General features: G+C 69.4%; 25 protein-coding genes, 1 tRNA gene and 1 pseudogene. 18 read left to right on the top strand and 9 right to left on the bottom strand.

Annotation, left to right across the window (positions count from 1 at the left end):
- Positions 1-73 precede the first annotated feature (73 nt).
- A pseudogene (locus ABIE45_RS18105) lies at positions 74-974 on the top strand (LysR family transcriptional regulator).
- A gap of 227 nt (positions 975-1,201) precedes the next feature.
- On the opposite strand, the gene ABIE45_RS18100 reads toward ABIE45_RS18105, so the two are convergent.
- From ABIE45_RS18100 to ABIE45_RS18080, 5 genes are all read right to left on the bottom strand, one after another.
- The gene (locus tag ABIE45_RS18100; RefSeq protein WP_192711167.1) at positions 1,202-2,005 is read right to left on the bottom strand and encodes a class II aldolase/adducin family protein; all 804 of its coding nucleotides are present in this window, start codon (positions 2,003-2,005) and stop codon (positions 1,202-1,204) included.
- Between the two features lie 197 nt (positions 2,006-2,202).
- Positions 2,203-3,486 carry an amidase gene (locus ABIE45_RS18095; RefSeq protein WP_192711166.1) on the bottom strand — a complete coding sequence of 428 codons (1,284 nt, stop codon included), beginning with the start codon at positions 3,484-3,486 and terminating at the stop codon, positions 2,203-2,205.
- A 51-nt stretch (positions 3,487-3,537) separates the two neighbouring features.
- Entirely contained in the window at positions 3,538-4,317 is a 780-nt protein-coding gene (locus ABIE45_RS18090; RefSeq protein ID WP_192711165.1) for an SDR family oxidoreductase, read from the bottom strand.
- Between the two features lie 90 nt (positions 4,318-4,407).
- Positions 4,408-4,602 carry a hypothetical protein gene (locus tag ABIE45_RS18085; RefSeq protein WP_192711164.1) on the bottom strand — a complete coding sequence of 65 codons (195 nt, stop codon included), beginning with the start codon at positions 4,600-4,602 and terminating at the stop codon, positions 4,408-4,410.
- 232 nt (positions 4,603-4,834) lie between these two features.
- The gene (locus tag ABIE45_RS18080) at positions 4,835-4,972 is read right to left on the bottom strand and encodes a hypothetical protein (protein ID WP_192711163.1); all 138 of its coding nucleotides are present in this window, start codon (positions 4,970-4,972) and stop codon (positions 4,835-4,837) included.
- A 213-nt stretch (positions 4,973-5,185) separates the two neighbouring features.
- Here ABIE45_RS18080 and ABIE45_RS18075 point away from each other — a divergent pair, with 213 nt between their 5' ends.
- Complete coding sequence (locus ABIE45_RS18075) at positions 5,186-5,440, top strand: hypothetical protein (protein ID WP_192711162.1); 255 nt, start codon at positions 5,186-5,188, stop codon at positions 5,438-5,440.
- A gap of 57 nt (positions 5,441-5,497) precedes the next feature.
- Here ABIE45_RS18075 and ABIE45_RS18070 read toward each other — a convergent pair whose 3' ends face one another.
- Positions 5,498-5,968, bottom strand: coding sequence for a hypothetical protein (locus ABIE45_RS18070; protein WP_192711161.1), 471 nt, complete (start codon positions 5,966-5,968; stop codon positions 5,498-5,500).
- Complete coding sequence (locus ABIE45_RS18065; protein WP_192711160.1) at positions 5,965-6,474, bottom strand: hypothetical protein; 510 nt, start codon at positions 6,472-6,474, stop codon at positions 5,965-5,967. Before ABIE45_RS18065 ends, ABIE45_RS18070 begins: the two co-directional genes overlap by 4 nt.
- Positions 6,475-7,306: 832 nt before the next feature.
- Here ABIE45_RS18065 and ABIE45_RS18060 point away from each other — a divergent pair.
- The 6 genes from ABIE45_RS18060 to ABIE45_RS18035 all read left to right on the top strand — a co-directional run bounded on the left by ABIE45_RS18060 (position 7,307) and on the right by ABIE45_RS18035 (position 10,310).
- Complete coding sequence (locus tag ABIE45_RS18060) at positions 7,307-7,465, top strand: hypothetical protein (protein ID WP_192711159.1); 159 nt, start codon at positions 7,307-7,309, stop codon at positions 7,463-7,465.
- A gap of 105 nt (positions 7,466-7,570) precedes the next feature.
- Positions 7,571-7,783, top strand: coding sequence for a hypothetical protein (locus ABIE45_RS18055; protein WP_192711158.1), 213 nt, complete (start codon positions 7,571-7,573; stop codon positions 7,781-7,783).
- A 132-nt stretch (positions 7,784-7,915) separates the two neighbouring features.
- Entirely contained in the window at positions 7,916-8,182 is a 267-nt protein-coding gene (locus ABIE45_RS18050; protein ID WP_192711157.1) for a PilZ domain-containing protein, read from the top strand.
- Between the two features lie 324 nt (positions 8,183-8,506).
- Positions 8,507-8,848 carry a hypothetical protein gene (locus ABIE45_RS18045; RefSeq protein ID WP_373622433.1) on the top strand — a complete coding sequence of 114 codons (342 nt, stop codon included), beginning with the start codon at positions 8,507-8,509 and terminating at the stop codon, positions 8,846-8,848.
- 165 nt (positions 8,849-9,013) lie between these two features.
- The gene (locus tag ABIE45_RS18040) at positions 9,014-9,496 is read left to right on the top strand and encodes a hypothetical protein (RefSeq protein WP_192711156.1); all 483 of its coding nucleotides are present in this window, start codon (positions 9,014-9,016) and stop codon (positions 9,494-9,496) included.
- A 547-nt stretch (positions 9,497-10,043) separates the two neighbouring features.
- Positions 10,044-10,310, top strand: coding sequence for a hypothetical protein (locus tag ABIE45_RS18035; protein ID WP_192711155.1), 267 nt, complete (start codon positions 10,044-10,046; stop codon positions 10,308-10,310).
- A gap of 406 nt (positions 10,311-10,716) precedes the next feature.
- Here the strand turns inward: ABIE45_RS18035 and ABIE45_RS18030 are convergent, their stop codons facing one another.
- A complete protein-coding gene (locus ABIE45_RS18030; RefSeq protein ID WP_192711154.1) occupies positions 10,717-11,019 on the bottom strand; it encodes a hypothetical protein in 303 nt (100 codons plus the stop codon).
- 505 nt (positions 11,020-11,524) lie between these two features.
- Between ABIE45_RS18030 and ABIE45_RS18025 the strand changes: the two genes are divergently transcribed.
- Positions 11,525-11,797 carry a hypothetical protein gene (locus ABIE45_RS18025; protein WP_192711153.1) on the top strand — a complete coding sequence of 91 codons (273 nt, stop codon included), beginning with the start codon at positions 11,525-11,527 and terminating at the stop codon, positions 11,795-11,797.
- Between the two features lie 375 nt (positions 11,798-12,172).
- Positions 12,173-12,415, top strand: a complete 243-nt coding sequence (locus ABIE45_RS18020) for a hypothetical protein (RefSeq protein ID WP_192711152.1) — start codon at positions 12,173-12,175, stop codon at positions 12,413-12,415.
- A 131-nt stretch (positions 12,416-12,546) separates the two neighbouring features.
- On the opposite strand, the gene ABIE45_RS18015 is transcribed toward ABIE45_RS18020, so the two are convergent.
- A tRNA-Val gene (locus ABIE45_RS18015) sits at positions 12,547-12,621 on the bottom strand.
- 341 nt (positions 12,622-12,962) lie between these two features.
- Here ABIE45_RS18015 and ABIE45_RS18010 point away from each other — a divergent pair.
- The 8 genes from ABIE45_RS18010 to ABIE45_RS17975 all read left to right on the top strand — a co-directional run bounded on the left by ABIE45_RS18010 (position 12,963) and on the right by ABIE45_RS17975 (position 22,977).
- Positions 12,963-14,006 carry a hypothetical protein gene (locus ABIE45_RS18010; RefSeq protein ID WP_192711151.1) on the top strand — a complete coding sequence of 348 codons (1,044 nt, stop codon included), beginning with the start codon at positions 12,963-12,965 and terminating at the stop codon, positions 14,004-14,006.
- Positions 14,003-16,192, top strand: a complete 2,190-nt coding sequence (locus tag ABIE45_RS18005) for a glycosyltransferase family 2 protein (RefSeq protein ID WP_373622432.1) — start codon at positions 14,003-14,005, stop codon at positions 16,190-16,192. The genes ABIE45_RS18010 and ABIE45_RS18005 overlap by 4 nt, the downstream gene beginning before the upstream one ends.
- A 170-nt stretch (positions 16,193-16,362) precedes the next feature.
- Positions 16,363-17,694, top strand: coding sequence for an MFS transporter (locus ABIE45_RS18000; RefSeq protein ID WP_192711150.1), 1,332 nt, complete (start codon positions 16,363-16,365; stop codon positions 17,692-17,694).
- A gap of 113 nt (positions 17,695-17,807) precedes the next feature.
- Entirely contained in the window at positions 17,808-19,061 is a 1,254-nt protein-coding gene (cyoA, locus tag ABIE45_RS17995; RefSeq protein ID WP_192711149.1) for a ubiquinol oxidase subunit II, read from the top strand.
- A gap of 77 nt (positions 19,062-19,138) precedes the next feature.
- Positions 19,139-21,139 carry a cytochrome o ubiquinol oxidase subunit I gene (cyoB, locus tag ABIE45_RS17990; RefSeq protein WP_192711148.1) on the top strand — a complete coding sequence of 667 codons (2,001 nt, stop codon included), beginning with the start codon at positions 19,139-19,141 and terminating at the stop codon, positions 21,137-21,139.
- Between the two features lie 4 nt (positions 21,140-21,143).
- Complete coding sequence (gene cyoC, locus ABIE45_RS17985) at positions 21,144-21,776, top strand: cytochrome o ubiquinol oxidase subunit III (RefSeq protein WP_192711147.1); 633 nt, start codon at positions 21,144-21,146, stop codon at positions 21,774-21,776.
- A complete protein-coding gene (cyoD, locus tag ABIE45_RS17980) occupies positions 21,773-22,171 on the top strand; it encodes a cytochrome o ubiquinol oxidase subunit IV (RefSeq protein WP_192711146.1) in 399 nt (132 codons plus the stop codon). Before cyoC ends, cyoD begins: the two co-directional genes overlap by 4 nt.
- A gap of 14 nt (positions 22,172-22,185) precedes the next feature.
- Positions 22,186-22,977 (top strand): SURF1 family protein, encoded by a 792-nt coding sequence (locus ABIE45_RS17975; RefSeq protein ID WP_192711145.1) that lies wholly within the window; start codon positions 22,186-22,188, stop codon positions 22,975-22,977.
- Positions 22,978-23,297 lie beyond the last annotated feature (320 nt).

Genomic DNA, 23,297 nt, shown 5'->3' with positions numbered 1-23,297 from the left:
CACCCTCGATAGACCCCTTGGCATCCGCGAAAAAGGCGGCAAAAGGGATTTGATTCTTTCCGCAGCGTTGAGAATGCACGATCAGAGCGACCTGGAGATCTTCGCCCGGGTTGTCCGGACCGGCAGCCTGACCCAGGCCGGGTCGGAACTCGGCCTGTCGGTGGCGGTAGTCTCGAAGCGGCTGAAGCGGCTGGAGGAACGGCTCGCCGTGCGCCTGCTGCACCGCACCACCCGGCGCGTGGCCCCGACCGATATCGGGGCGGCCTTCTTCGAGCGGATCGCCCCGATCGTCGACGCCATCGCGGAGGCCGAGAGCCTCGTGTCGCAGAATGCGACGCGGGCCCGCGGCACGCTGCGGGTGACGGCGCCGAGCTCTTTCGGGCGGCTGCACATCGTCCCGCACCTGCGGGCCTTCTTCGCCCTCCACCCCGACCTCGTGCTCAATCTGGAGCTGAGCGACGATTTCGAGTCGATCGTCGAGCGCGGCTACGATCTCGCGATCCGGGTCGGCGCGCTGGAGAGTTCCGGGCTGACCGCGGTGCGTCTCGCGCCGGTGCGGCGGGTTCTCTGCGCGCGGCCGGGCTACCTCGACGCGGCGGGGGCGGCCGCAGAGCCTCGACGACCTGCGCGGCCATGTCTGCCTCGCCACCGAGAACCAGAATCCCTGGCGGCTCGTCGGGCCGGAGGGGCCGTGCACGGTGAGCGCGTCCGGTCCCCTGCGCACCCATTCCAACGAGGTGGTGCGCGAGGCGGTGATCGGCGGCCTCGGGATCGCGCTCCGCTCCACCTGGGACGTGCATGCGGAGCTGCGCGACGGGCTTCTGGAGGTGGTGTTGCCCGCCTACACGGCCGCGGCCTCGGCGGGCATCTTCGCGGTCTATCCAAGCCGGGCCTTCGTGCCGGCCAAGACCCGGGCGTTCATCGCGTTCCTGAAGCAGACCTACCGGTCGAGCAGCGCCTGGACTGAGGGGTGAGGCGCGTGCCGCGGTCTCCCTCCCCCGCAGGGAAGGAGACGCCCGATTGACGCTTCATACTGTCTCCGGTCGGTGATTGCGGCACCGCCGTCCTTGCGAGCGGAGCGAAGCAACCCAGGGACGCGCACCGTCCTGGGACGTCCCGCTGCTCTGGGGCGCTTCGCTGCGCTCGCGGTGACGGAGAGGCGCGCCTCGACCGAGCTGGTCAGCCGGCGCCCGTCCCGCCCTCACCCATGTGCGAAGAAATCCGGATCCGTCCGCGCCAGCATCCGCTTGAACGCCTCCCACTCATTGTCGGGCGCCCCCTGGACCACGACGCGGTCGTAGCCGGCGGCGTATTGCCCGGCGGTCTTGGTGGCGATGGCGGAGGAGGGCCGGATCACCGGCGCGCCGGCCGCCTGGATCGCCAGCTGCGCCCGGCACGAGCGCTCCATGTTGTGCATCAGCCGGAACGCCTCGCCGACTGTGCGGCCGCAGGTCAGCAGGCCGTGGTTGCGCAGCACCATCACGGGCTTGTCGCCGAGATCGGCCACGAGGCGCTGGCGCTCGTCGAGGTCGAGGGCGATGCCCTCATAGGCGTGGTAGGCGACGCGCCCCGTGAACTGCATCGACCACTGGTTCAGGGGCAGGAGCCCCTCCTCCTGGCAGGAGACCGCCACGCCCGCCACCGTGTGGGTGTGCAGCACGCAGATCGCGTCGTGGCGGGCGGCGTGGATGGCGCTGTGGATCGTGAACCCCGCCGGGTTGATGCCGAGTCCCATCGGATCCTCGAGCACCCGCCCGTCGATGTCGACGGTGACGAGGTTCTCCGGCGTCACCTCCTCGAAGCGCATCCCGTAGGGGTTGATTAGGAACCGGTGCCCGCCCCCCGGAAGCCGCGCCGAGATGTGGGTGTAGATGCTGTCGTCGAGGCCCAGCCGATGGATCAGCCGGTAGGCGGCCGCGAGGTCGACGCGCATCGCCTGGATTTCGGCCTGGTCGGCGGGACCCGCGTCCCGGTCCGCAACGATCGACTGCGTGGCTGCGCTCATGCGACGGTTCCCTGCCGGTCGGCCCAATCGGCTCTCCGGGATCGCCGCCCGGCGCAGGCGGTCCCGCGATCCGGGCGCTACGGGGCGAGGCCCGGGCCCGGAATCGCCCGCAGGGTGCACCACGGGGGAAGGCCGGGCAATGCGCCGCGCGCAGGTCGGTGCGCGCCGGCCGACGATGCGGCGGGGCGATGACGGCCTCAGCCCGCCAGCGCGGCCTCGATCCCGGCCCCGATCGCCAGCAGCCGGCGGTCCTGGCCGTGCCGGGCGAGCAGCATCAGCCCCGCCGGCCGGGACAGGCCCAGCATCGGCAGGGACAGGCCGGTGAGGTCGAAGAAATTGCCGAAGGCCGTGTTGCGCAGCATCAGGCGATTGGCCGCCAGGAAGACGGCATCGTCCGCCTCCAGCGGCGCGATCAGCGGCGCCGTGGTGGCCGTCGCCGGGAGCACCAGCACGTCGAGCGGGGCGAGCCGCCGGTCGAAGGCGGCGATCAGCTCGGCCCGCCGGCGCATCGTCCGGATGTAGCCCGCGGCCGTGGCGATCCGGCCGGCCACGATCCGGCGGTGGACCCGCCTGTCGTAGCGGGAGGCTTCGCTGTCCAGCCAGTCGGCGTGGATCGCCGCGGCCTCGATCGCCGCGATGGAGCCGTCCGGCAGCGCCGCGTCCATGGCGGCGAGAAGGTCGTCGACCGGGTGGTCGACGATCCGGGCGCCGCTCCGGGACAAGAGGGCCAGCACCCGCTCGAACGCCTCGGCGACGAGCGGCTCCGTCTCGGTGAACAGCAGGCCCCGCGGCACGCCGATGCGCAGGCCGGCCACGGCGAACGCCTCCACCGGCACGGGCTCCTCGCCCGCCATCACGGCATCCGCGGCCGCGCAATCCGCCACCGTCCGGGCGAGGGGACCGAGGGAATCGAGGGAGAACGACAGCGGGAAGGCGCCGTCCAGCGGCACGCGGCGGGCGGTCGGCTTGAAGCCCACGACGCCGTTCAGCGAGGCCGGGATCCGCACGGAGCCGCCGGTGTCCGACCCGATCGCGATGTCGCTCGTGCCCTGCCCCACCGAGACGCCGGCGCCCGAGGACGATCCGCCCGGGATGCGCGCCGGATCGGCCGCGTTGCCGGGGGTGCCGAAATGCGGGTTGAGGCCGAGCCCCGAGAAGGCGAACTCGGACATGTTGGTCTTGGCCAGGATCACCGCCCCGGCCCGGCGCAGGCGCGCCACCACCGGAGCATCGGCCCGTGCCGGGGCGGCGTCCGCCAGCAGGATCGAGCCGGCGCGCGTGGTCTCGCCCGCCACGTCGAACAGGTCCTTGATCGAGACCATCGCGCCGTCGAGGGGCCCGAGGGAGATCCCGTCCCGGCACCGCGCATCCGCGGCATCCGCCGCCGCGCGGGCCTCGGCCGGGTAGAGCCGGGTGAAGACCGCCGGGTCCCCCTCCCCGATCCGGGCCAGACGCTCCTCGACGGTCTCGCGTACGCTCATGATCTTCACCGAATGACAGACCTGCAGGGCCATGCAAGCGGGAGGCCCGCCTCAGAACGTGCCGGGATAGGCGCCGCCATCCATCAGCAGGTTCTGCCCGGTGATGAAGCCGGCCTGCTGGCTGCACAGGAACGCGCAGGCGGCGCCGAACTCGTCCGGGTGGCCGAAGCGGCCGGCGGGGTTGTCGCGCGCCCGGGCCTCCAGGAACGCCTCCACGGTGGTCCCCGCCTTGGCGGCGCCCGCCTCGGCGTTGCTGCGGATCCGGTCGGTGTCGAAGGGGCCGGGCAGCAGGTTGTTGATCGTCACGTTGTGCCGCACGGTCTTCCGGGCGAGGCCGGCCACGAAGCCGGTCAGCCCCGAGCGGGCGCCGTTCGACAGCCCGAGATGCTCGATCGGCGCCTTCACGGCGCCGGAGGTGATGTTGACGATCCGGCCGAACTTCCGCTCGATCATCCCGTCGACCGTCGCCTTGATGAGCGCGATCGGCGCCAGCATGTTGGCGTCGAGCGCCCGGATCCAGGCATCCCGGTCCCAGTCGCGGAAGTCGCCCGGCGGCGGGCCGCCGGCATTGTTGATCAGGATGTCGGGCTCGGGGCAGGCGGCCAGCGCCGCGGCCCGGCCGGCCTCGGTGGCGATGTCACCCGGCACGATGGTGACGGCGGCACCCGTCGCGCTGCGGATCTCCGCGGCGGTGCGCTCCAGAATTTCCGCGTTGCGGGCCGTGATCGTCACCGCGACGCCCTCGCGGGCCAGCGCCAGGGCACAGCCCTTGCCCAGCCCCTTGCTCGCCGCGCAGACGAGCGCCCGGCGCCCGCTCAAGCCGAGATCCATGGGAAGCCTCCGTGAACCGGCCCTCGCCGCGAGGGCACCGACCGCGTCATAGCGCGCCCGCGCCGGCCGTCGAAGACCGTGCGGCGCCGTTCAGGCGCACTCGCTGTAGCCGGACCGCTCGGCCTCCTGGCGCGCCAGGCTCAGGACGCGCCGGCGCGCCTGGCTGTCGCCGATCGCCAGCCAGTGCCGCACCAGGGCGAAGAGCTCGCCGGCATCCCCGTCCGGCGGCTCGTCCAGGAACGCCTCGGCCGGGACGTTCAACTCGCGCGCGAGCTGTTCCAGCAAGGCTCCCTGGCGGCCGACGGGGCGGTCCCGCACGGGCCTGCCGGGCTGCGGCGGAGCCGAAGGCACGATCGTGAACACGGTCATCCCCTAGCAATGACGGCGGCGCCGAAGGGTTCTCGCCCCCTCGGCGCACGGTGAAAACATCCTTGCAGCGCCCCGCGAAACGCCCGGTCACCCGGGACCTTCTCCGACCCCGCAGGTGCGGCGGGCAGCTCGGCGCGGCGCTCGGCGCCTACCACGTACGCAAGTCGCGGATGCTGGGCGCGTCGACGAACTCATCCATCTCCGGAGCGACGAAGCCGGCCCACAGCAGGGCCGCTGCCCCGGTGACGAGCGCGAGCGCGGTGCTGAGGACGAGGCTGAGTGTCACGGCCATCCTGCCGGGCAGACGGCGTCGAACTGACGCGAGGCAACCTCAGTGTGTCAGGTGATGCGTTGTCGCGAGCTTAAATAGGTTGGTCGCATTGCGGTTGCCGCCGGGTCGTCGTCGACGATCGCTCCGGCCGGGCGGCTCCCTTCATCGGGCTGTTACAGGGCGGGCCTACGCGCAGCCGGCGCGGACGCTTCCGCGGGGGATCGCCCGATGCCGGCCCAGTATTGCAGTAACCCGCTCGATCCGGGCACGGAGGAGGCGGTGCTCGTGACCTACGAGGACGACCGCCCGCTCGCCGCGATCCGATCCGTCATCGACGCTGCCGGGCACGACCTGCTGCCGACGCTGTCCGACGCCTGCATCCGGATCCTGCAGCTCGAGATCGCGGTGTATCACGGCCGCATCGAGCCCTATGCCTGGACGCAGCACGCGGTCGACGTCGCGGCACCGCCGGTGGCCGCGTAGCCGAGCCGCGTCACGCCGCCGGGGGCGTCCGCTGCCTGAGCCCGCGCCGAGATCCGCTCACGGTTCGGGGACGTCCTGGGTCAACGCGCCGAACTCGCTGACCATGCATTCGTGCATGCGGCGCAGCCAGGCGCGGGCCTCCGTGGTCTGCGCCTCCGCCCGGTCGGCCCGTTCGCCCGCCGTGCGGGCCTGCTCCTCGGCGCGCTCCGCCCGTCCGACCGCCTCGCGCAGCAATCCCTCGGCGTGCCGGGCCCGGTCCTCGGCCGCGCGTGCCGCCGTCTCGGACTCGCGCATCGCGCGCTGGGCCTCGCGGACCGAATCCTGAGCGCTCTTCTGCAGAGCGCGCACCCGGGTCGCGACACCCCGCACGGCGGCCAGGGAGGCCGACCAGTCCTCGCCTTCGGCGGGCGCGGCGGGCGCGGGACCGGAGAACAGCGCCACGACCCGATCGATCGGGTCGGGTGTGCCGCCGCGCAGCCCGAGAGGGCCGGCCGGTGACTCGATCGCAGCTCTCGCCAGGCTGCTCATGCGGCGGCCTGATTGGCCAGGTCCGAGAACTCGGCCACGATCGCGTCCTGAACCCGCCCGAGCCACGCCTCCGCGTTCCGGGCCCGCTCCTCGGCGACGAGGGCGCGCGCCTCGGCCGCCTTGGCGCGCTCCTCGGCTGCAATGACCTGCGCCTCGGCGCGCACCTGAGCGTCACGGGCCTGCATCTCGGCGATGCGGGCGCGCTCGTTGGAGGCGTTGATGTCCTCCCGAACCCGCTCCAGCACGTGCTCGATGCGCTCCTCCCGCTCCCGGGCCTGCGCCTCAATCTCGCGCGCCTGGCGGGCTGCGGCCTGCACGCGGTGGATCAGCGCGTCCCAATCCTGCGGCGGCGATTGCGGCGTCGGGATCCCGGTCTGCGCATGCATCGAGGTGACGACGCGCAGGACGTTGCCGAGATTGGCTTCGGACGCGGCGCTCGGTTCACGCACGGTCTTGTCGACGGGCCGGAACCGAGGATCGCTCAGAAGCTTCTGCAGCTCACTCACGGAACCCGTACTCCATTCCCCCAAAAATCTAAGCTGACTAAACCGTTTAAAATGGTTAACAAATCATTAATAGAAGGATCGTGTGGTCCCGGACGCTTAACGAAGGCAATTTTCGGTTCGTCCGAGGCCCGCTTCGTTGGTCGCGCGGCGCGGCCCATGGCCGGCACAGGCCCCGGGGGCGTCGACCCGGTGGCGGACGTGCTTCTCGGAGCGGCCCGCACGTCGCGGCCTCACGCGGCGTCATGATGTCGGAACGCGCTGCCCCCTCCCCGCCCCTCCGGTCCTGCGGCTGCGATGCGGGGCGTGTTCGCCCGCACGCGGTTGCGGCCTCGGCAGCCATACGTGTTTGGCCTGGCCCAAAAACGCCCGGCGAGGTCCGCTATGACCGCTCCACAAGTCGTCGCAACGATCTTCTTCATCATCTCGATCGGATCGGTCTCTGCGCTGGTCCTGATGGCGGCTGCCGCGGCGATGCTGGACGCGTTGGACGCGGCCTGCGGCCCCCGTCAATCGGGCGGCCGAAGCGTCGGTCTCGGGTCGCCTTCGCATTGGGCCTGTCGGATGCGCCAAAGGGCGCTCGCTCGTATCGACCTGCGGTAGCGGAGCGCCCCGCGGCCGTGCGCGCCTCCGGGCCGCTGTCTCTGCTGATCCTGCTCCAGAGCCGGTCGATCCGGAACGCTTGGGCAGACCTTAGGGGCAGCCGTGAGCAGCGATCGGCGCGACAGCGGCGATGATTGGCCGCCGCGTCCCCGTTCCGCGCCTCCGACCCTCGTCGCAGCACGGTCCGAACCGTTTGCCGTCCAGCACGGTTCGCCCCCTAGGAGGCATGACCATGGCCGATGACCCGAAGGGAACGAAACCCGAAGACCTCACGCCTGACCGCCCGCGTCTGACCCCGCAGGGTCATGGCAGCGGCTCGGTGTCAGGCGAGGACAGCACGGACCCGAATGGCGGGGCCAAACAGGGCCAGGGCGACAAGGCGGAGGGTTGAGAGCCTGCCGAGGCCGATCCGGGCGGATTCGTCGAATTGGCGGGATCCACCGAACGCTCTGGTCAGGGATCGCATGCTCAGGATCTGGTCGGGGAGGTTCGAGTCATGACGATATCCACCTCGATCAACACGGTCGGCGTCGTCCGTGCGACGGAGATGATCCAGTCCGCGCGCCGCGACGCGGCGCTCGCGCGTGATCCGCGTCCGCATACCGTTTCGGTCGAGATCCCACGCCTCTCCGACACCCTTGCGCTGGAGCGGGATGCCGGGCGACCACAGCCAGGTTCGCAGCGGCGCGTGGTGGATATCACGGTTTAGATGAGCAGGTTGATCGTCGGTATTTGTTTTCAATTAAGCGTAGTGTGAGAGATTCAATCGATCGATATCTGATCCTAACGGGTTCCGAGGAGAGGATCTATTTTGATACCCTCGGCCACGTCAGGAGTCAGGATGTCGAGCGAAAAACGCCTTTCGGGCAGAACAGAGTGCTTCAGCGCCGGACACATCGTCGCCGAAGGTCACGGCAGGCGGCTGCGGTGCCTTGTCTGGAACATGTCCGATACCGGCGCGCTGGTCGAGGCCGGCGAGGATGATGCCGTGCCGGAGACATTCACCCTGGTGACGGCGATCGACCAGGGATCGCGGCGCTGTGCCGTCGTCAGGCGTACCGGCGCACGGTTCGGCGTGGTGTTCACGGATGCCGAGGCTGCATCGTGATCCACCCCCGGTTCGGGTGAGGCCGCCCCGTCCCGTGAGGCGCTCGCGGTGACGCGCCTGGCACAGGCTGAAGCATGAGCGGGCTGCCCTCATCCGTGCCGGGCGGGTTCGCCCCATCTCCCGCCACGCGCCGCGGCGCGGGCAGGCGGGATCCACATGCACGACACTCTTCGTGCCCCGGTTTGGACAGGTCAGCGACGGCCTCGTGCGGCGCGCGGACGGCGTCGCCGGCGCGGCGGCGGGAGTGGCTGCGGAGCGCCTTTCGTCCTGTTCCCCGCAGCGTCGGAGTGCGGCCGGGGCGGATGGTTGCCGGGACAGGTCGGGATGTTTGAGGCGGTCTCGAACGTCTACTTCCTGCAGCTTCGTGCCGCCCGCGTCGGCGAGGCGACACGCAAAGGAGCGGCTTCGATACGCATGGCGGTGTTCCCGATGTCGCGCGACACGCTCGTATCCCTCGTCCTGGCGGCAGCCTTCACGCTGGGCTGCGTCGGCATCCATGGTGCGCGCAAACATCCGGACGCCGTGACCTTGGCCTTGGTCCTGCTGCTGGGCTTCCTCGCGACCGTGTATGTCGGCCAGCACGTGACGCTGGATGCGCGTCATCCCACCTGGCAGCACGAGGCCTCGCACCCGTGGATACCACCGGCCTCGCATCCGACGATGTGAACGACCCCGCATGGTCCAGCCGGTCCGGTCGGTCGCCCCAGGACCCGCCACGGGGACAGCGTGTCGCGAGGCGCGACCGTTCGGGATGCACGACCGAGTAACCCGGTGGCCGCTACGATGACCGTCAGAGTGCGGGCGGCCCCGTGGCGTGACGGCGAGCGTTCCATGAGCGAGCGGGCCCTGCTCCGGTCCGATGGGCCCCCGTCGCGGCGCCGCATCCTGCTGGCCGGCCTTCTCGGGCACTGCGCCGCCGCCTGCAGCTTCTGTGCGACGACGATCTTGGCCGGGTTCGTAGACGACTTTCGCACGCAGGGCTTGTCGTTGTTCGCGGGAGCGAGTTGGGACCGTGCGGTCGAGATCGCTTGGACAGCGCCCGTGGTGACCGGCCTGCTCGGGCTCTGGGGCGCGGTCCTGATCAGCCCGACGCTCCTGCTCACCCTGCCCGTCACGGCCTGGGCCGCCCGGAAGCTGGACACGGCAGCGCTGCCGGCGGCGGCGATCGGGACCGTGCCGGGGCTTCTGGCGGGGCTGGTCCTATGCGGCGCCGCGCCACGGATCGAACCCGTCGTCCTCGTATCCTCCGCGATCGGCGGCGCCGCCTTCGCGTGGATCGTCTGGATCCTCTGCATCCGCCCCCGCAGGGCCTAGGGAGCCGGCAGGGCTTGGACGGATGGTGCCCGGCTTGGACCCCGCCGGGCTGAATGCCGGGCCCGGCGGGCTGCTCCGCAATGGGGTGGGCGGCCCTGGGTGTTCCGCAGATCAAGGCGGTTCATTCGGCAGATCGCAACGGCGAACACGTCGAGCGGCGCAGATTTCAGCTGCAACAGACAGGACATTGCCCTGTAAGTCGGAGCCCTTACGCCTCCGTCCGAGCCCGCAATACAGCGGCAGGACGGAGGGCATCATGCTCAGGGATCAAACCACGACGACCCGGACCGCAGCACGCCCTGTGCTGGCTCATGAACGCGCGGTCCGACGTCCCTCCCGACGCACAAAAGCCTTCGATTGTGCGTGCCTCGGGCTCGCGTTCTTCGGAACAGCAAGCACGGTGGCGGCGTGGCAGGCCCCTCCCCCGCCCGTAGGGATCGCCGTCGGCGGGCCCGTCGAAGACAGAGCTGATATCGGACCACCGTCGTCCGACACTCTCGATCTCGGTGCGTTTCTCCAGATCGCTGGCCGCTGAGGGAGCCGGCCGATGAACGCGATGCTGACGGGTCTTTTCCCGCTCCTCATTGTCGCGACGTGGGGCGCCGGTTCTGTCTTGGTCGAGCGCGCTTGGCATCAGCGCGCGCCGGCCGGCCAGATCGTGGCAGCGCTGCTCTGCGTCGGCTTTTGCTTCACCGCCATCGCGGCGCTGGCTTGGGCGATGCCGCAGCCGGATCAGAACTGGTCCGATGCTCCGATGGGCCGCATCGTGCGGCAGGGCCCGTCTGCCCTGGAAGCGCCGATCCCGGGCCATTGAAGCGCGTTCACGCCGTCCCGCCCTCGCCACTGGCAGCGCGAGGTCGGTATGACGCGCAATCGTCGACGCAATCACCGAGACATCGAGCTTGAGCATACCTTCCCCCAGTGCAGCCGAGCAGCGGCCGCTGAACCGAGGGGACACCGGATGGCCAGGAGCGCGATGACCAAGGGCATGACCGCGACCGATCTTGAAGTCGGTTGGACAATGGTGGGCAGCTTGGCGTTCGCCTTGGTTCAGTATGCGCAGTTCATGGCGCTGCCCGCACACTTCGTCTGAGGCCGGCCCGGCATGCCGCCGCCGCGCATCGGAACCGTCCGCGCGCCGCGCCCGGCATGCGCGCGGGCCGCTCGGTGCCGGCCATGCGCAGCGTCCTCCTCCTGTGGGCCAGCGCCGGGCGGGCGCGTCAGCTCAACACGACGTTGCCGACCTGGCCCGTGATCTCCGCGCGCACCGAGGCGGACATCTCCGCCATGTCCTGCGCCGCCCGGGGCAGGTCCTGCGCCAGCCGCATGGCCCGCCGGTCGAGCGCGTCGCAGACTTCGGCGATGTCCGAGGACGCAAGAGCCTGCCGCTCCACGAGGGCGCGAATCAGTTCCGTCGCGAAGAAGATCGTCGCCATCTTGAGGTGCAGCGCGGCCCGCCCTCCGGCGACGTCGGCCAAATCCTGGATCGTGTTGCTGAGCGTCTTGGCCTCGTCCGGCGTCATCGCACACTCCATCGGTGCTGCTCGCCAACCGATGGTCGCGGAAACGGCCGGGCTTCACAAGAGCCCGTCCGATTTCGGTCAGTTGTCGAACGCGCCGGCGGGTGAATGCCAAGGTATGCTGATCGCGACTATTACATTCGGCGCTTCATCCTGCCATGGCTGCCGGCTCTCTCGCCGCACCTCCTTTCCGATCTGCCCCTTCTCCGGCGCGCGCGGCACTCAGGACTTCGATGGCGGTGTCGGAGCGCTCGTCTCCGCAGGCGGCGGGAGCGACAATGTCCCACTCGCAGTTCGTGCTGGCGGCGCGCTTTCGACCGGCGCCGGAGGCGGGCTTGCGAGCGGCTCGCCGTGGCCTGGAACGCGCATGACATCGTCAGGCCGGCGTAACGCCCGTGTCGGAACCTGTGACAGTCCGTAACTTACCACGCCTCGAATTTCGGCAAGATTGACTTTAATCAAGATGCGGCCGGCACAAACGGGATCGAAACGCTATGACTGGATAGCGATGGCGGCAACGATGAGACCCGATCAGGTTCAACTTGCTCAAGACGCGTATGTCACGGCCGCAGATTTCATCGACAATTACATAGACAAGCTCTCGGTGGCCCCGCGGCATCTGTTGCGGAATCATGTGGCTTTCGAGATCGCATATCGTATCAAGCAAGGTGTCGATCGAAAGCAGGAACTGATTGCGCTCGCAGTCCAAGCAGCTCTCACAGAGGCGGCTCTAAAATCCCTGTGCTCTGCCGAGCCAGAGGCCGTGAGCTGCTATCGCTGATTTAGCTGTCTTTATGATTGTCCATGCCACCGGGATGTCTTGCATTCCCGCGCGGCCGGACTCCGTCACGACCTGCACCGTGACGTGATCTTGGGGTGAGGGCTGTCGGCCGCGGATCACGCACGTCAGTGTCCGAGGACGGGCGGGTGATCCTCTCCGCCTCTGGGGTGTCCGGCGGCCACCGCCGGTCCGGTGCCTGTCGCGCAGACACCGCGTCGCGTGCGGGAGACAGGACGCGGTTTTTCGTGGTCCGAAGGCGCAGGCGCAGCCGGCACGCCCGGCGGCGACCGTTCCAGAGACGATCGCGGGAACGACCTTTTCACCATCTCAGCCGGATGAAATGGGCCGAACGTGGCCTGTGTCCGTTCAGAGCGCATGGCTATACCCGCGCAGACGCTACCGGGCTGCTCGACGTCCAGCGCGGGTGCGGTGGCCGATCTGCCGACGGCCGTCTTCGTCGAACGCTGGCGCCTGATCACGGGCGAGCCGCCAGCCATCCTGCTCAACTCACGCACCGCGATGCTGGCGCTGCTCGTCGAAAGCACGCCTATCGCGCCCCTCGAACCGCCGGTCCCCACCTGGGACGGGTGCGGGCGGGGCGGTGACACGCCGCGCTGACCCGCCAACCTGTCACCGAGCCGCCCATCGGGCGCGACGGGTTCGGCAAACCCGCTCTCGGTTCAGTCAACCTGCAATGATGTCTCTTGGGACGCCGCTCTGGAAAAACCTAATGCCATCAGAGCGTTGAGTGGTGGAGACGACAGGGATCGAACCTGTGACCTTTCCCATGTCAAGGGAATGCACTACCGCTGTGCTACGTCTCCTCATCGACCGCACTCAGGTTCGTCGAACCTGGAAGCCATCGAAATAGTCCATGTTTCTCAGCGACTGATGAGGAGTATCGACTACCCTGTCAAGGTAGCGCCCTCCCGCTGAGCTACGCGCCCGGGCCGGAGCCGTTCGTGCTCCGGTGGGCGGGGCCTATAGCGGCTGCCCGGCGCGCGCGCAAGCGGTTCCTGGGCGCGGGGAGCCGCAATCGCCGATCCCGCCGGCCGGCGCCGTCATGGTGCACGCCGACGGAAAAATGCGCTATGGGCCTGCCGCTCGGCATCCGGCCGCGCCACCACACAGGGCGTCGGCGCGCCGCCGCCTCACGCTACGGGACATGCGCTACTTCATCGACCATGATCAGGGTGACTCGATCCGCGGCTGGATCGTGCCGGACAATCCCCTCGCCATCAGCCGGGTCGTGGTCTCGGTCGACGGGCGACGCGTGGCCGAGATCCCGGCCCGCTTCACGGACGAGGTCTTCAAGCGCAATGGCTGGCACGCGACCGGCCAATGCACCTTCATGGTCTCCCCCGACGAGGTGCCGGGGCTGCCCGAGATTCCGCGGCTGGAACTCTACGACGCCGATACCAACGTCCTGGTCTACCGGCGCGTGCCGCCCGAGGGGCGGGTGCGGCTGCGCACGATGCTGATCAACACCGGCATCGAGCCGGAGGCCGTCCTCCAGGCCGCGCTCTTCCCGCATTTCCAGCACTGCTACTTCGGCGTCCACAAGCTGCCGGACGAGATCCTGACCTGCGTGCTGACCGGCCCGGCCGCCCCGTCGGCCTTCCTGTCCGGAGCCGTGACGATCCCGCGCTACGAGAACTTCCTGACGCCGGACCTGATGATCACCGCGATCCTGCTGCAGGAGCCGCAGATCGAGATGGCGACCCGCATGCTCTGGCTGAAGGCGCGGGCCGGCGACGCCGCCGATCCCGCGCGCAGCTGGCGCCTGGGCCCCCTCGCCGAGGCCGCGGCCTTCGCGGACGAGTACGACTTCACCGACGTGAAAAGCCTCAAACGGTTCTTCCGCATGCTGCCGGAATCCGCCTACCGGCTGCTCTACAACCCCCTGACGCGCCAGCTCGGAACCCGCATGCCGGAGGACCGGCTGCATCCGGGCAATTCCATCGCGGCGATCGAGATCCTCGCCCGGGTCGGCATCGTCGGGCACAAGACCCGGTTTCCCGCCTTCGCGTCGACCCTGTTTGACCGACTCGGCATCGCCGCGCCGATCCCGGTCCTGCCCGCAATACCCGCCGAGACCCAGGCGCTGGCCGAGCGCCTCAGGTCCGTCAAGGCGGTCGAGGAGATGATCGTGTTCGATGTGGCCATGTCGGACGCCGTGAAGGCCTCGGTCGACAAGAGCTGGAGTTGAGGGTGCGCTCCACCGGGCCGGAGGCGCCCGATCTTCGCCTCCCGCCGGCGCACCTGACCGGGCTCTGGCGCGCCCGCCGCACCCTGCCGGCCCGGGCCGCGCCGGACGGGCTGCGCGTCGCGCTGCCGGACCTCGCGGATCGCTGGGTCGAGATCACGCTGTCCAACGACCCGGCCGAGGGCCGCGATACGGTCCCGGATATCAGCTTCGTCGGGCCGGACGGGCGTCCGGGATCGCTGCTGCCGCAGGAGGCGCGGGGCGGTGGCGCTTTCGCATGGATCGGCCGCCTGCCCGGCAACATCGTCGAGCTGCGCGTGGCCGATCCGGCCGGACGGGTTCCGGCCCGGCTGCGCCGGATCTCGGTGCGCCGCCTCGCCCGACCGGTCCTGGCCCTGCGCGGCCTGATGCGCGAGCCCGGCCTGACCGCACAGGCGCTCACGTGGCGCGTCCTCGGCAAGAAGGTGCGCGCGCGGGGCTTCCTCGGGCGGGCCCTGCGCCACCGGCGGGTGACCGGCTACGAGGCCTGGCTCGGGACCCATGCGCTGCGCCGTGCGGAGCGGGACGGGATCACCGCCGAGATCGCCGACTGGGCCGACCCGCCGCTGATCTCCGTGCTGATGCCGGTGCACAACCCCGACCCGAAGGTGCTGCGGGCCGCCCTGGCGTCGCTGCGCGCGCAGCTCTACCCGCATTGGGAGCTCTGCGTCGTCGACGATGCCTCCACGCGCCCGGCGGTCCCGCGGATCCTCGCCAAGGCGGCTGAGGCCGACCCGCGCATCCGCATCCTCACCCGCCCCGAGAACGGCCACATCGCCCGCGCGACCAACGACGCGCTGAGCCTGGCCCGCGGCGTGGTCTGCGCCTTCATGGACCATGACGACGCCCTGACCGAGGACGCCCTCTACGAGGTCGCCCGGGCGCTCCGCCGCGATCCGGATCTCGTGCTGATCTACAGCGACGAGGACAAGATCGACGGGCGCGGCCGCCGGTTCGACCCGCATTTCAAATCGGGCTTCGACCGCGAGCTGCTCTACGCGCAGAATTACATCAACCACCTCACGGTGGTGCGGACCGACGCCCTGCGGGCGGTCGGCGGTCTGCGTCCGGGCTTCGAGGGCAGCCAGGATCACGACCTGCTGCTGCGGCTGACCGACGGGCTCGACCCCGGCCGCATCCGCCACATCCCACGGGTGCTCTATCACTGGCGCGCCGCACAGGGCTCCGGCACCTTCTCGGACCGGTCGCTCGCCCGAGCCGAGGCGGCGCGCCTGCAAGCCCTGGAGGAGGTCGTGGCCCCCTGGGGCGGCCGGGCGGAACGCGGCCCCGGCGGCTTCAACCGCCTGATCCGGCCGCTGCCGACACCGCCGCCGCGGGTCTCCGCGATCATCCCGACCCGGGACCGGGCCGAGATCCTGTCGGTGACCCTCGACGGGCTCCTCGGCGCGACCGACTATCCCGACATCGAGGTGGTGATCGTCGACAACGACAGCCGCGAGCCCGAGACCGCCGCCCTGTTCGCCCGCTACCGGGACGATCCGCGGGTGCGCATCGTCCCGGTGCCGGGCGCGTTCAACTTCTCGGATCTGTCGAACCGGGGCGCCGCCGCGGCGACCGGCGCGGTGCTCCTGTTCCTCAACAACGACATCGAGGTGCTCGAGCCCGGCTGGCTCGCCGAGCTGGTCCGCCACGCGGTCCGCCCGGAGATCGGTGCCGTCGGGGCGAAGCTGCTCTATCCGGACCACACGATCCAGCACGGCGGCATCGTCCTCGGGATCGGGGGCGTCGCCGGCCACAGCCATCTCGGCGTCGCGGACGCGGATCCGGGCTATTTCTGCCGGATGGTCATCGCCCACGAGGTCTCGGCGGTCACCGGCGCGTGCCTGGCCATGCGGGCCGAGGTCTTCACCGAGGTCGGCGGTTTCGACGCGGTCGACCTGAAGGTCGCCTTCAACGACGTCGATCTCTGCCTGAAGGTCCGCCGGGCCGGCTACCGGATCGTCTGGACGCCCTTCGCCAAGCTGATCCACCACGAGTCGAAGAGCCGCGGCGCCGAGGACACGCCCGAGAAGCAGAAGCGCTTCGAGGGCGAGGTGCTGACCATGCTGGATCGCTGGGGCCCCGAGTTGCGCGCGGACCCCTACTACAACATCAACCTGTCACGGAACTCGGCGCATTACCGGGTCTGAGCCGCGCCGGTCCCGCGGATGCTGTCGGCGGCCCGCGACGACATGGTGCTATGCGTGCGTCAGTGGGTGAACTTGCGTCCGGAGCCGGTTGCGATACCTCTGGACATGCCGCATGAGGCGGTTCCGGCCAAGGCGTCCCGGCGGACGCGCGGCGAGGGCAGCAACCAGAGATGAGTGCGAACACCCCTACGGTCACAGGCCTTGAGCGCGACGCCCAGCAGGCGATGGGAGACCACAAGGTCCATCCCAACGAGATCGCCATCGGCGTGGTGATCGGACGCGCGTCCGAATACTTCGACTTCTTCGTGTTCGGCATCGCCTGTGTGCTGGTCTTCCCGAAGGTGTTCTTCCCCTTCGTCGATCCGCTGAAGGGCACGCTTTACGCCTTCTCGATCTTCGCCCTCGCCTTCATCGCCCGGCCGCTCGGCACCGTGCTGTTCATGGCGATCGACCGGCGCCACGGCCGCAGCGTCAAGCTGACCACGGCCCTGTTCCTGCTCGGCGGCTCGACGGCGGCGGTGAGCTTCCTGCCGCGCTACGACAGCATCGGCATCTCGGCGGTCTACATCCTGGCCGGCCTGCGGGTGCTGCAGGGCCTTGCGCTGGGCGGCGCCTGGGACGGCCTCGCCTCGCTGCTCGCCATGAACGCCCCACGCGAGCGCCGCGGCTGGTACGCGATGATCCCGCAGCTCGGCGCGCCCCTGGGCTTCATGGTGGCGAGCGCGCTGTTCGCGTTCTTCCTGGTCAACATCGACGAGGCCGACTTCATCGACTGGGGCTGGCGCTTCCCGTTCTACTGCGCCTTCACCATCAACGTGGTCGCCCTGTTCGCCCGGCTGCGCCTCGTCGCCACCGACGAGTTCGCCCGGATGATGGACCTCGACCGGCTGCGCCCGGTCCCGGCCCTGGAGCTGTTCCGCCACCACGCCGGCGACGTAGCCCGCGGCGCCTTCGTGCCGCTCGCCGCCTTCGCGCTGTTCCATCTCGTGACGATCTTCCCGATCGCGTGGCTGGCGCTGAACAACACCAGCCGCTCGCCGGGCGAGTTCCTGATCGTGCAGTTCTCGGGCGCTATCGTCTGCGCCGGCGCGGTCGCGGCCTCCGGCCTGATCGCCGACCAGATCGGCCGCCGCAACTGCCTGATCATGAGCTCTTCGCTGATCGCCTTCTTCGCCCTCGGCAGCATCATCGCGCCGCTCCTGTTCGGCGAGAGCGCCATCGGCCAGACGATCTACGTCACGATCGGCTTCATGCTGCTCGGCCTCGCCTACGGCCAGACGGCCGGTGCGGTGAGCGCCCGCCTCGGCAACCACTACCGCTACACCGGCGCCGCGCTCACCTCCGACTTCGCGTGGCTGCTCGGGGCCGGTTTCGCGCCGCTCGTCGCGCTGTTCCTCTCGCAGCGCTACGGGCTCGCGATGATCGGGGTGTACCTCCTGTCCGGCGCGGTCTGCAGCTTGGTGGCCCTGTTCACCGACCGCTCGGAACTGCGTCAGATGTAGCCGGTCGGGCCCGCGGCGCAGGCCGCCGGCCACCCGTTGACTGACAGGAACGCCGCCTCGCGCGGCACGGCAGAAGCGCCGCGGCAGCGGCATGGGATAACGAGACGCGTGCTGTGACCTCTTTGACCCATCGACCGGACAGGACCGACACCGCGACGCGCCGAGGCGGCCGCGGGCGGCGCCTCCTGCCGTTCCTCGCCCTGCCGCTCCTGACCCTGCTGGGCGGCTGCAACTTCGTGGTCCTGCACCCGGCCGGCTACGTGGCCGAGCAGCAGCGCAATCTCGTGCTGGCGGCGACCGGGCTGATGCTCCTGATCATCGTCCCGGTGATCGCCTTCACGCTGATCTTCGCGTGGCGCTATCGCGCCACCAACGAGGACGCGGTCTACGATCCGGAATGGCATCACTCGACGCAGCTCGAGGTGCTGATCTGGACGGCGCCGTTGATGATCATCATCGCTCTCGGCGCCCTGACCTGGATCGGGACCCACACCCTCGATCCGTTCCGGCCGCTCAGCAAGATCGACCCGAAGCGCGACGTCCCGGCCGGCACGCAGCCGCTCGAGGTCGAGGCGATCGCGATGGATTGGAAGTGGCTGTTCCTCTACCCGCAATACGGGATCGCCACGGTCAACGAGGTGGCCGCGCCCGTGGACCGGCCGATCCGTTTCAAGATCACCGCCACCGACGTGATGAACACGTTCTACGTGCCCACGCTCGCCGGCATGGTCTACGCGATGCCGGGCATGCAGACCCAGCTCCATGCGGTGATCAACCGCGAGGGCGCCTACGAGGGCCGCTCGGCGCATTACAGCGGCGCCGGCTTCTCCAACATGTTCTTCAAGTTCCACGGGCTGACCAACGAGAGCTTCGACCAGTGGATCGCCAAGGCCAAGGCCCAGGGCGGCGAGCTGAGCCAGGAGGCCTATCTCGAGCTGGAGAAGCCGAGCGAGGCCGAGCCGGCCCGGTTCTACAAGTCCTACATGAAGGGCCTGTACGACCGCATCATCGGCATGTGTCCGCGGCCGGAGCAGATGTGCGTCGGCGAGATGGTGAAGATCGACGCTCAGGGCGGCGCGTCCGGGGCGGAGGCGGAGGCCAACTACGCCCGGCTTCAGTACGACAACCGCATGGCCGATCGCGGCAACGAGGCCCCCGGCGCGACCGGGCCGGCCTCCGGCACCGGCCCGCACGGGCAGACGCAGCCGCAGGGCATGAAGCCCCGGCCCGACATGGGCAACCCGGACTCACGGGGCCAGGGCGAGACCGCGCTGCCGGGGCAGAACAAGGGCCCGGAGGTCAAGGATTCCGACAGCAAGGGCCAGAGCGAGGGCGGGCAGATCGCGCCCAAGCAGCTCAACGAATGAGACCGCTCGCCGCCAGCGCGAGCCCCACACCGTAAGACCGGCGGTCGCCGTCGAACCCATTGAACGGGCCGATCCCAATGTTCGCAAACATGGACCTACAGCAGTTGCTCTTCGGTCGATTTACGATTGAGCAGATCCCCTACCACGAGCCGATCCTGCAGGCGACGTTCGCCGGCGTGGCGGTGGTCGGCCTCACCGTGCTCGGTGTCATCACCTACTACCGCTTCTGGGGGCCGATGTGGCGTGACTGGATCACGTCGATCGACCACAAGAAGATCGGCATCATGTACTGCATCTTCGCGGCCATCATGCTGCTGCGCGGCTTCGCCGACGCGATCCTGATGCGCTCGCAGCAGGCCGTGGCGTTCGGCCAGGAGCAGGGCTTCCTGCCGCCGCACCACTACGACCAGATCTTCACCGCCCACGGCATGATCATGATCTTCTTCGTGGCGATGCCGTTCGTCACGGGGCTTATGAACTTCGCGGTGCCGCTGCAGATCGGCGCCCGCGACGTAGCCTTCCCGTTCCTGAACAATTTCAGCTTCTGGATGACGGTGGCCGGCGGCATGCTGGTGATGGTCTCGCTGTTCGTCGGCGAGTTCTCCCGCGCCACCTGGCTCGCCTACCCGCCGCTCTCCGGGGCGGCGATGAGCCCCGGCGTCGGCGTCGACTACTACATCTGGGCGCTGCAGATCGCCGGCATCGGGACGCTGCTCTCGGGCATCAACCTGATCGCCACCATCGTGAAGATGCGGGCGCCCGGCATGACCATGATGAAGCTGCCGATCTTCGTCTGGTCGTCGCTGTGCACCAACATCCTGATCGTGGCCGCCTTCCCGATCCTCACGGCCGTTCTCGCGATGCTGTCGCTCGACCGCTACGTCGGCACGCACTTCTTCACGAACGACCTCGGCGGCAACGCCATGCTGTACTTCAACCTGATCTGGATCTGGGGTCACCCGGAGGTCTACATCCTGATCCTGCCGGCCTTCGGGGTGTTCTCGGAGATCACCTCGACCTTCTGCGGCAAGCGCCTGTTCGGCTACACCTCGATGGTCTACGCGCTGGTGGTCATCACCATCCTCGCCTACCTCGTGTGGCTGCACCACTTCTTCACGATGGGCTCGGGCGCGGACGTGAACTCGTTCTTCGGGATCACGACCATGATCATCTCGATCCCGACGGGCGCGAAGATCTTCAACTGGATGTTCACCATGTACCGCGGCCGGATCCGGTTCGAGGTGCCGATGATGTGGGTGGTGGCGTTCATCGTCACCTTCGTGATCGGCGGCATGACCGGCGTCCTCTTGGCAGTGCCCCCGGCCGACTTCGTGCTGCACAACTCGCTGTTCCTGATTGCGCACTTCCACAACGTGATCATCGGCGGCGTGCTGTTCGGCATGTTCGCCGGCGTGACCTTCTGGTTTCCCAAGGCCTTCGGGTTCAAGCTCGACGAGTTCTGGGGGAAGGTGGCCCTCGGGTTCTGGGTGACCGGGTTCTACGTCGCCTTCATGCCGCTCTACGTGCTCGGCCTGATGGGCGTGACCCGGCGCATGCAGCACTTCGATGACCCGTCGCTGCAGATCTGGTTCGTGATCGCGGCCATCGGCGCGGCGTTGATCGCCTGCGGCATCGCCTCGCAGATCGTGATGTTCGTGGTCTCGATCCGCAACCGCGACAAGCTGCGTGACCTCACCGGCGACCCGTGGGGTGGTCGGACGCTGGAGTGGTCCACCTCCTCGCCGCCGCCGGACTACAACTTCGCGTTCACGCCGGTCGTCCACGATTCCGACGCGTGGTGGGACATGAAGAACCGCGGCTTCGCCCGCCCGATGACGGGCTACAAGCCGATCCACATGCCCAAGAACACCGCGGCCGGCGCGATCCTGGCGGGGCTGAACTTCACCTTCGGCCTGGCCATGGTCTGGTACGTCTGGTGGCTGGCGGCGCTCACCTTCGTGGCGATCTTCGTCGTCGCGATCGCTCACACCTTTAATTACAATCGCGACTACTACATTCCCGCCGACGTCGTCAGTCGGACGGAAGGTCAGCGGACGCGCGAACTGGAGATGGCGTGATCCGATGATGCACGCGGAGACTGCACCCCCCGGCGCCGCGGCGCCGGTCTTCTACCAGACCGACGAGGAGGGCCATCATTCCGAGGGCTCGACCATGCTCGGGTTCTGGCTCTACCTGATGAGCGACTGCCTCATCTTCGCGACCCTGTTCGCGACCTACGGGGTGCTCGGGCGCAGCTACGCGGCAGGCCCCACCCCGAAGGAGCTATTCGACCTGCCGGGCATCGCGGTGAACACCGCCATGCTGCTGTTCTCGTCCATCACCTACGGCTTCGCCATGCTGGAGATGGACCGGGACCGGGTGAAGCAGACGCAGATCTGGCTGGCGGTGACCGGCCTGTTCGGCGCGGCCTTCGTGACGCTGGAGATCCGGGAGTTCGTCCACCTGTTCCACGAGGGCGCGCCGCCCTGGCGCAGCGCGTTCCTGTCCTCGTTCTACACGCTGGTGTCGACCCACGGCCTGCACGTCTCCATGGGCATCCTGTGGCTGATCGTGCTGATGGTGCAGGTGCGCAAGCACGGGCTCATCGTCGAGAACAAGCGCCGCCTGATGTGCCTGTCCCTGTTCTGGCACTTCCTCGACCTGATCTGGATCGGGGTCTTCACCGTCGTCTACCTGATGGGAGTGCTCGAATGAGCGCCGACGCGCACCACGTGGCCGCCGCGGGGCACGACCACCACGACGCTCACAGCGAGGGCGGCCACGGCACGTTCCAGAGCTACATGACGGGCTTCGTCCTGTCGGTGATCCTGACGGTGATCCCGTTCTGGCTGGTGATGGGCAACGTGCTCGACAACAGCCTGGTCACCACCCTGGTCATCCTGGCGCTCGGCGGCGTCCAGATGGTCGTGCACGTCATCTACTTCCTGCACATGAGCACGAAGTCGGAGGGCGGCTGGACCTTCATGGCGCTGATCTTCACCATCACGGTGGTGGTGATCATGCTCGCCGGCTCGGTGTGGGTGATGTACCACCTCAACCACAACATGATGCCGATGGATGCCCACGACGTCATGAACAACGCCCGCTGAGCGCGCGTCCGGAGATGAGGCCCGCGGGGTCGGGAGGGGGGGCTGATCCGCGCTCGGCCCCCTCCCCGGCCCCGCTCTCGTTCCTGCGGCGCGTCGTGTTCGGCGTCGGCGCGGGCGTCGTCTTCCTGGTCCTGCTCGGGCTCGGGACGTGGCAGGTGGAGCGGCGGGCCTGGAAGCTCGACCTGATCGCCCGGGTCGATGCCCGGGTTCACGCGCCGGCCGTGTCGGCCCCGGGCCCTGCCGAATGGCCGCGCGTCGGACCCGACGACGCCTACCGGCACGTGACCCTCTCCGGCACCCTCCTCAACGATCGCGAGACCCTGGTTCAGGCCGTCACGGAGCGCGGCGGCGGATTCTGGGTGCTGACGCCGCTGCGCCGGCCCGACGGCAGCCTCGTGCTGGTCAATCGCGGCTTCGTGCCCGGCGACCGGCGCGATCCGGCGACCCGGGAGCCCGGCCAGGTCGCGGGCGAGACCACGGTGACCGGCCTCCTGCGGCTGACCGAGCCCAAAGGCGCCTTCCTGCGCTCGAACGATCCCACGAACGACCGCTGGTATTCCCGCGACGTGGCGGCGATCGCGGCGGCCCGGGGCCTGACCGAGGTCGCCCCCTACTTCGTGGATGCGGACGCGACCCCCAATCCCGGCGGCCTGCCGGTGGGTGGTCTCACGGTGATCGCCTTCCCCAACAGCCACCTCGTCTACGCGATCACGTGGTACGGGATGGCGCTGATGCTGGCTGGGGCGATGATCTACGTCCTGCGGGGCCGCGGCAGAGACCGGCTGCCCGGAGCGCCGGACTCCTGAGGGCGGGTGGTTCCGGCGGTGCTCCGATGCGGCTGCGCGCGCGTCCACATCGTCCTTCCGGGGCCGCGAAGCGGAGCCCGGAATCCAGGCACGCTGGTGGCTCTCGATCTGCACCGACGGCGGTTCTGGGTTGCCCGCCTGCGGCGTGCCCCTTCGGGTCCGGGCCCCCCTGCGGCGCCCCGGAGCGACGGGGCTGATTCCCGAGGCCGAAGTCTGCGGGGTCAGCGAGCGCGGACGCTCAGCCAGGGCTGTTCGAGGTCAGGATCCCGTGCGGCCGACTCGACCGATAGGGGAGTAGCCCGCTCCGAGCCGGTCCCTAT

The organism is Methylobacterium sp. OAE515 (genome assembly GCF_041806315.1).
Lineage (GTDB): Bacteria > Pseudomonadota > Alphaproteobacteria > Rhizobiales > Beijerinckiaceae > Methylobacterium > Methylobacterium tardum.
The sequence above is the reverse complement of the archived record's forward strand: the minus strand, read 5'-3'. Positions and strand labels throughout refer to the sequence as shown.

Excerpts from the sequence above, each read along its gene's own strand:
- ABIE45_RS18040 (WP_192711156.1), top strand. The coding sequence starts at position 9,014 with ATGAGCGAGCGGGCCCTGCTCCGGTCCGATGGGCCCCCGTCGCGGCGC.
- ABIE45_RS18010 (WP_192711151.1), top strand. The coding sequence starts at position 12,963 with ATGCGCTACTTCATCGACCATGATCAGGGTGACTCGATCCGCGGCTGG.
- ABIE45_RS18030 (WP_192711154.1), bottom strand. The coding sequence starts at position 11,019 with ATGACGCCGGACGAGGCCAAGACGCTCAGCAACACGATCCAGGATTTG.
- ABIE45_RS18075 (WP_192711162.1), top strand. The coding sequence starts at position 5,186 with ATGCCGGCCCAGTATTGCAGTAACCCGCTCGATCCGGGCACGGAGGAG.
- cyoD (WP_192711146.1), top strand. The coding sequence starts at position 21,773 with ATGAGCGCCGACGCGCACCACGTGGCCGCCGCGGGGCACGACCACCAC.
- ABIE45_RS18090 (WP_192711165.1), bottom strand. The coding sequence starts at position 4,317 with ATGGATCTCGGCTTGAGCGGGCGCCGGGCGCTCGTCTGCGCGGCGAGC.
- ABIE45_RS18060 (WP_192711159.1), top strand. The coding sequence starts at position 7,307 with ATGGCCGATGACCCGAAGGGAACGAAACCCGAAGACCTCACGCCTGAC.
- cyoB (WP_192711148.1), top strand. The coding sequence starts at position 19,139 with ATGTTCGCAAACATGGACCTACAGCAGTTGCTCTTCGGTCGATTTACG.
- ABIE45_RS18070 (WP_192711161.1), bottom strand. The coding sequence starts at position 5,968 with ATGAGCAGCCTGGCGAGAGCTGCGATCGAGTCACCGGCCGGCCCTCTC.
- ABIE45_RS18100 (WP_192711167.1), bottom strand. The coding sequence starts at position 2,005 with ATGAGCGCAGCCACGCAGTCGATCGTTGCGGACCGGGACGCGGGTCCC.
- ABIE45_RS18020 (WP_192711152.1), top strand. The coding sequence starts at position 12,173 with ATGGCTATACCCGCGCAGACGCTACCGGGCTGCTCGACGTCCAGCGCG.
- cyoC (WP_192711147.1), top strand. The coding sequence starts at position 21,144 with ATGATGCACGCGGAGACTGCACCCCCCGGCGCCGCGGCGCCGGTCTTC.
- ABIE45_RS18050 (WP_192711157.1), top strand. The coding sequence starts at position 7,916 with ATGTCGAGCGAAAAACGCCTTTCGGGCAGAACAGAGTGCTTCAGCGCC.
- ABIE45_RS18055 (WP_192711158.1), top strand. The coding sequence starts at position 7,571 with ATGACGATATCCACCTCGATCAACACGGTCGGCGTCGTCCGTGCGACG.
- ABIE45_RS18045 (WP_373622433.1), top strand. The coding sequence starts at position 8,507 with ATGTTTGAGGCGGTCTCGAACGTCTACTTCCTGCAGCTTCGTGCCGCC.
- ABIE45_RS18095 (WP_192711166.1), bottom strand. The coding sequence starts at position 3,486 with ATGAGCGTACGCGAGACCGTCGAGGAGCGTCTGGCCCGGATCGGGGAG.
- ABIE45_RS18025 (WP_192711153.1), top strand. The coding sequence starts at position 11,525 with ATGGCGGCAACGATGAGACCCGATCAGGTTCAACTTGCTCAAGACGCG.
- ABIE45_RS18035 (WP_192711155.1), top strand. The coding sequence starts at position 10,044 with ATGAACGCGATGCTGACGGGTCTTTTCCCGCTCCTCATTGTCGCGACG.
- ABIE45_RS18000 (WP_192711150.1), top strand. The coding sequence starts at position 16,363 with ATGAGTGCGAACACCCCTACGGTCACAGGCCTTGAGCGCGACGCCCAG.
- ABIE45_RS17975 (WP_192711145.1), top strand. The coding sequence starts at position 22,186 with ATGAGGCCCGCGGGGTCGGGAGGGGGGGCTGATCCGCGCTCGGCCCCC.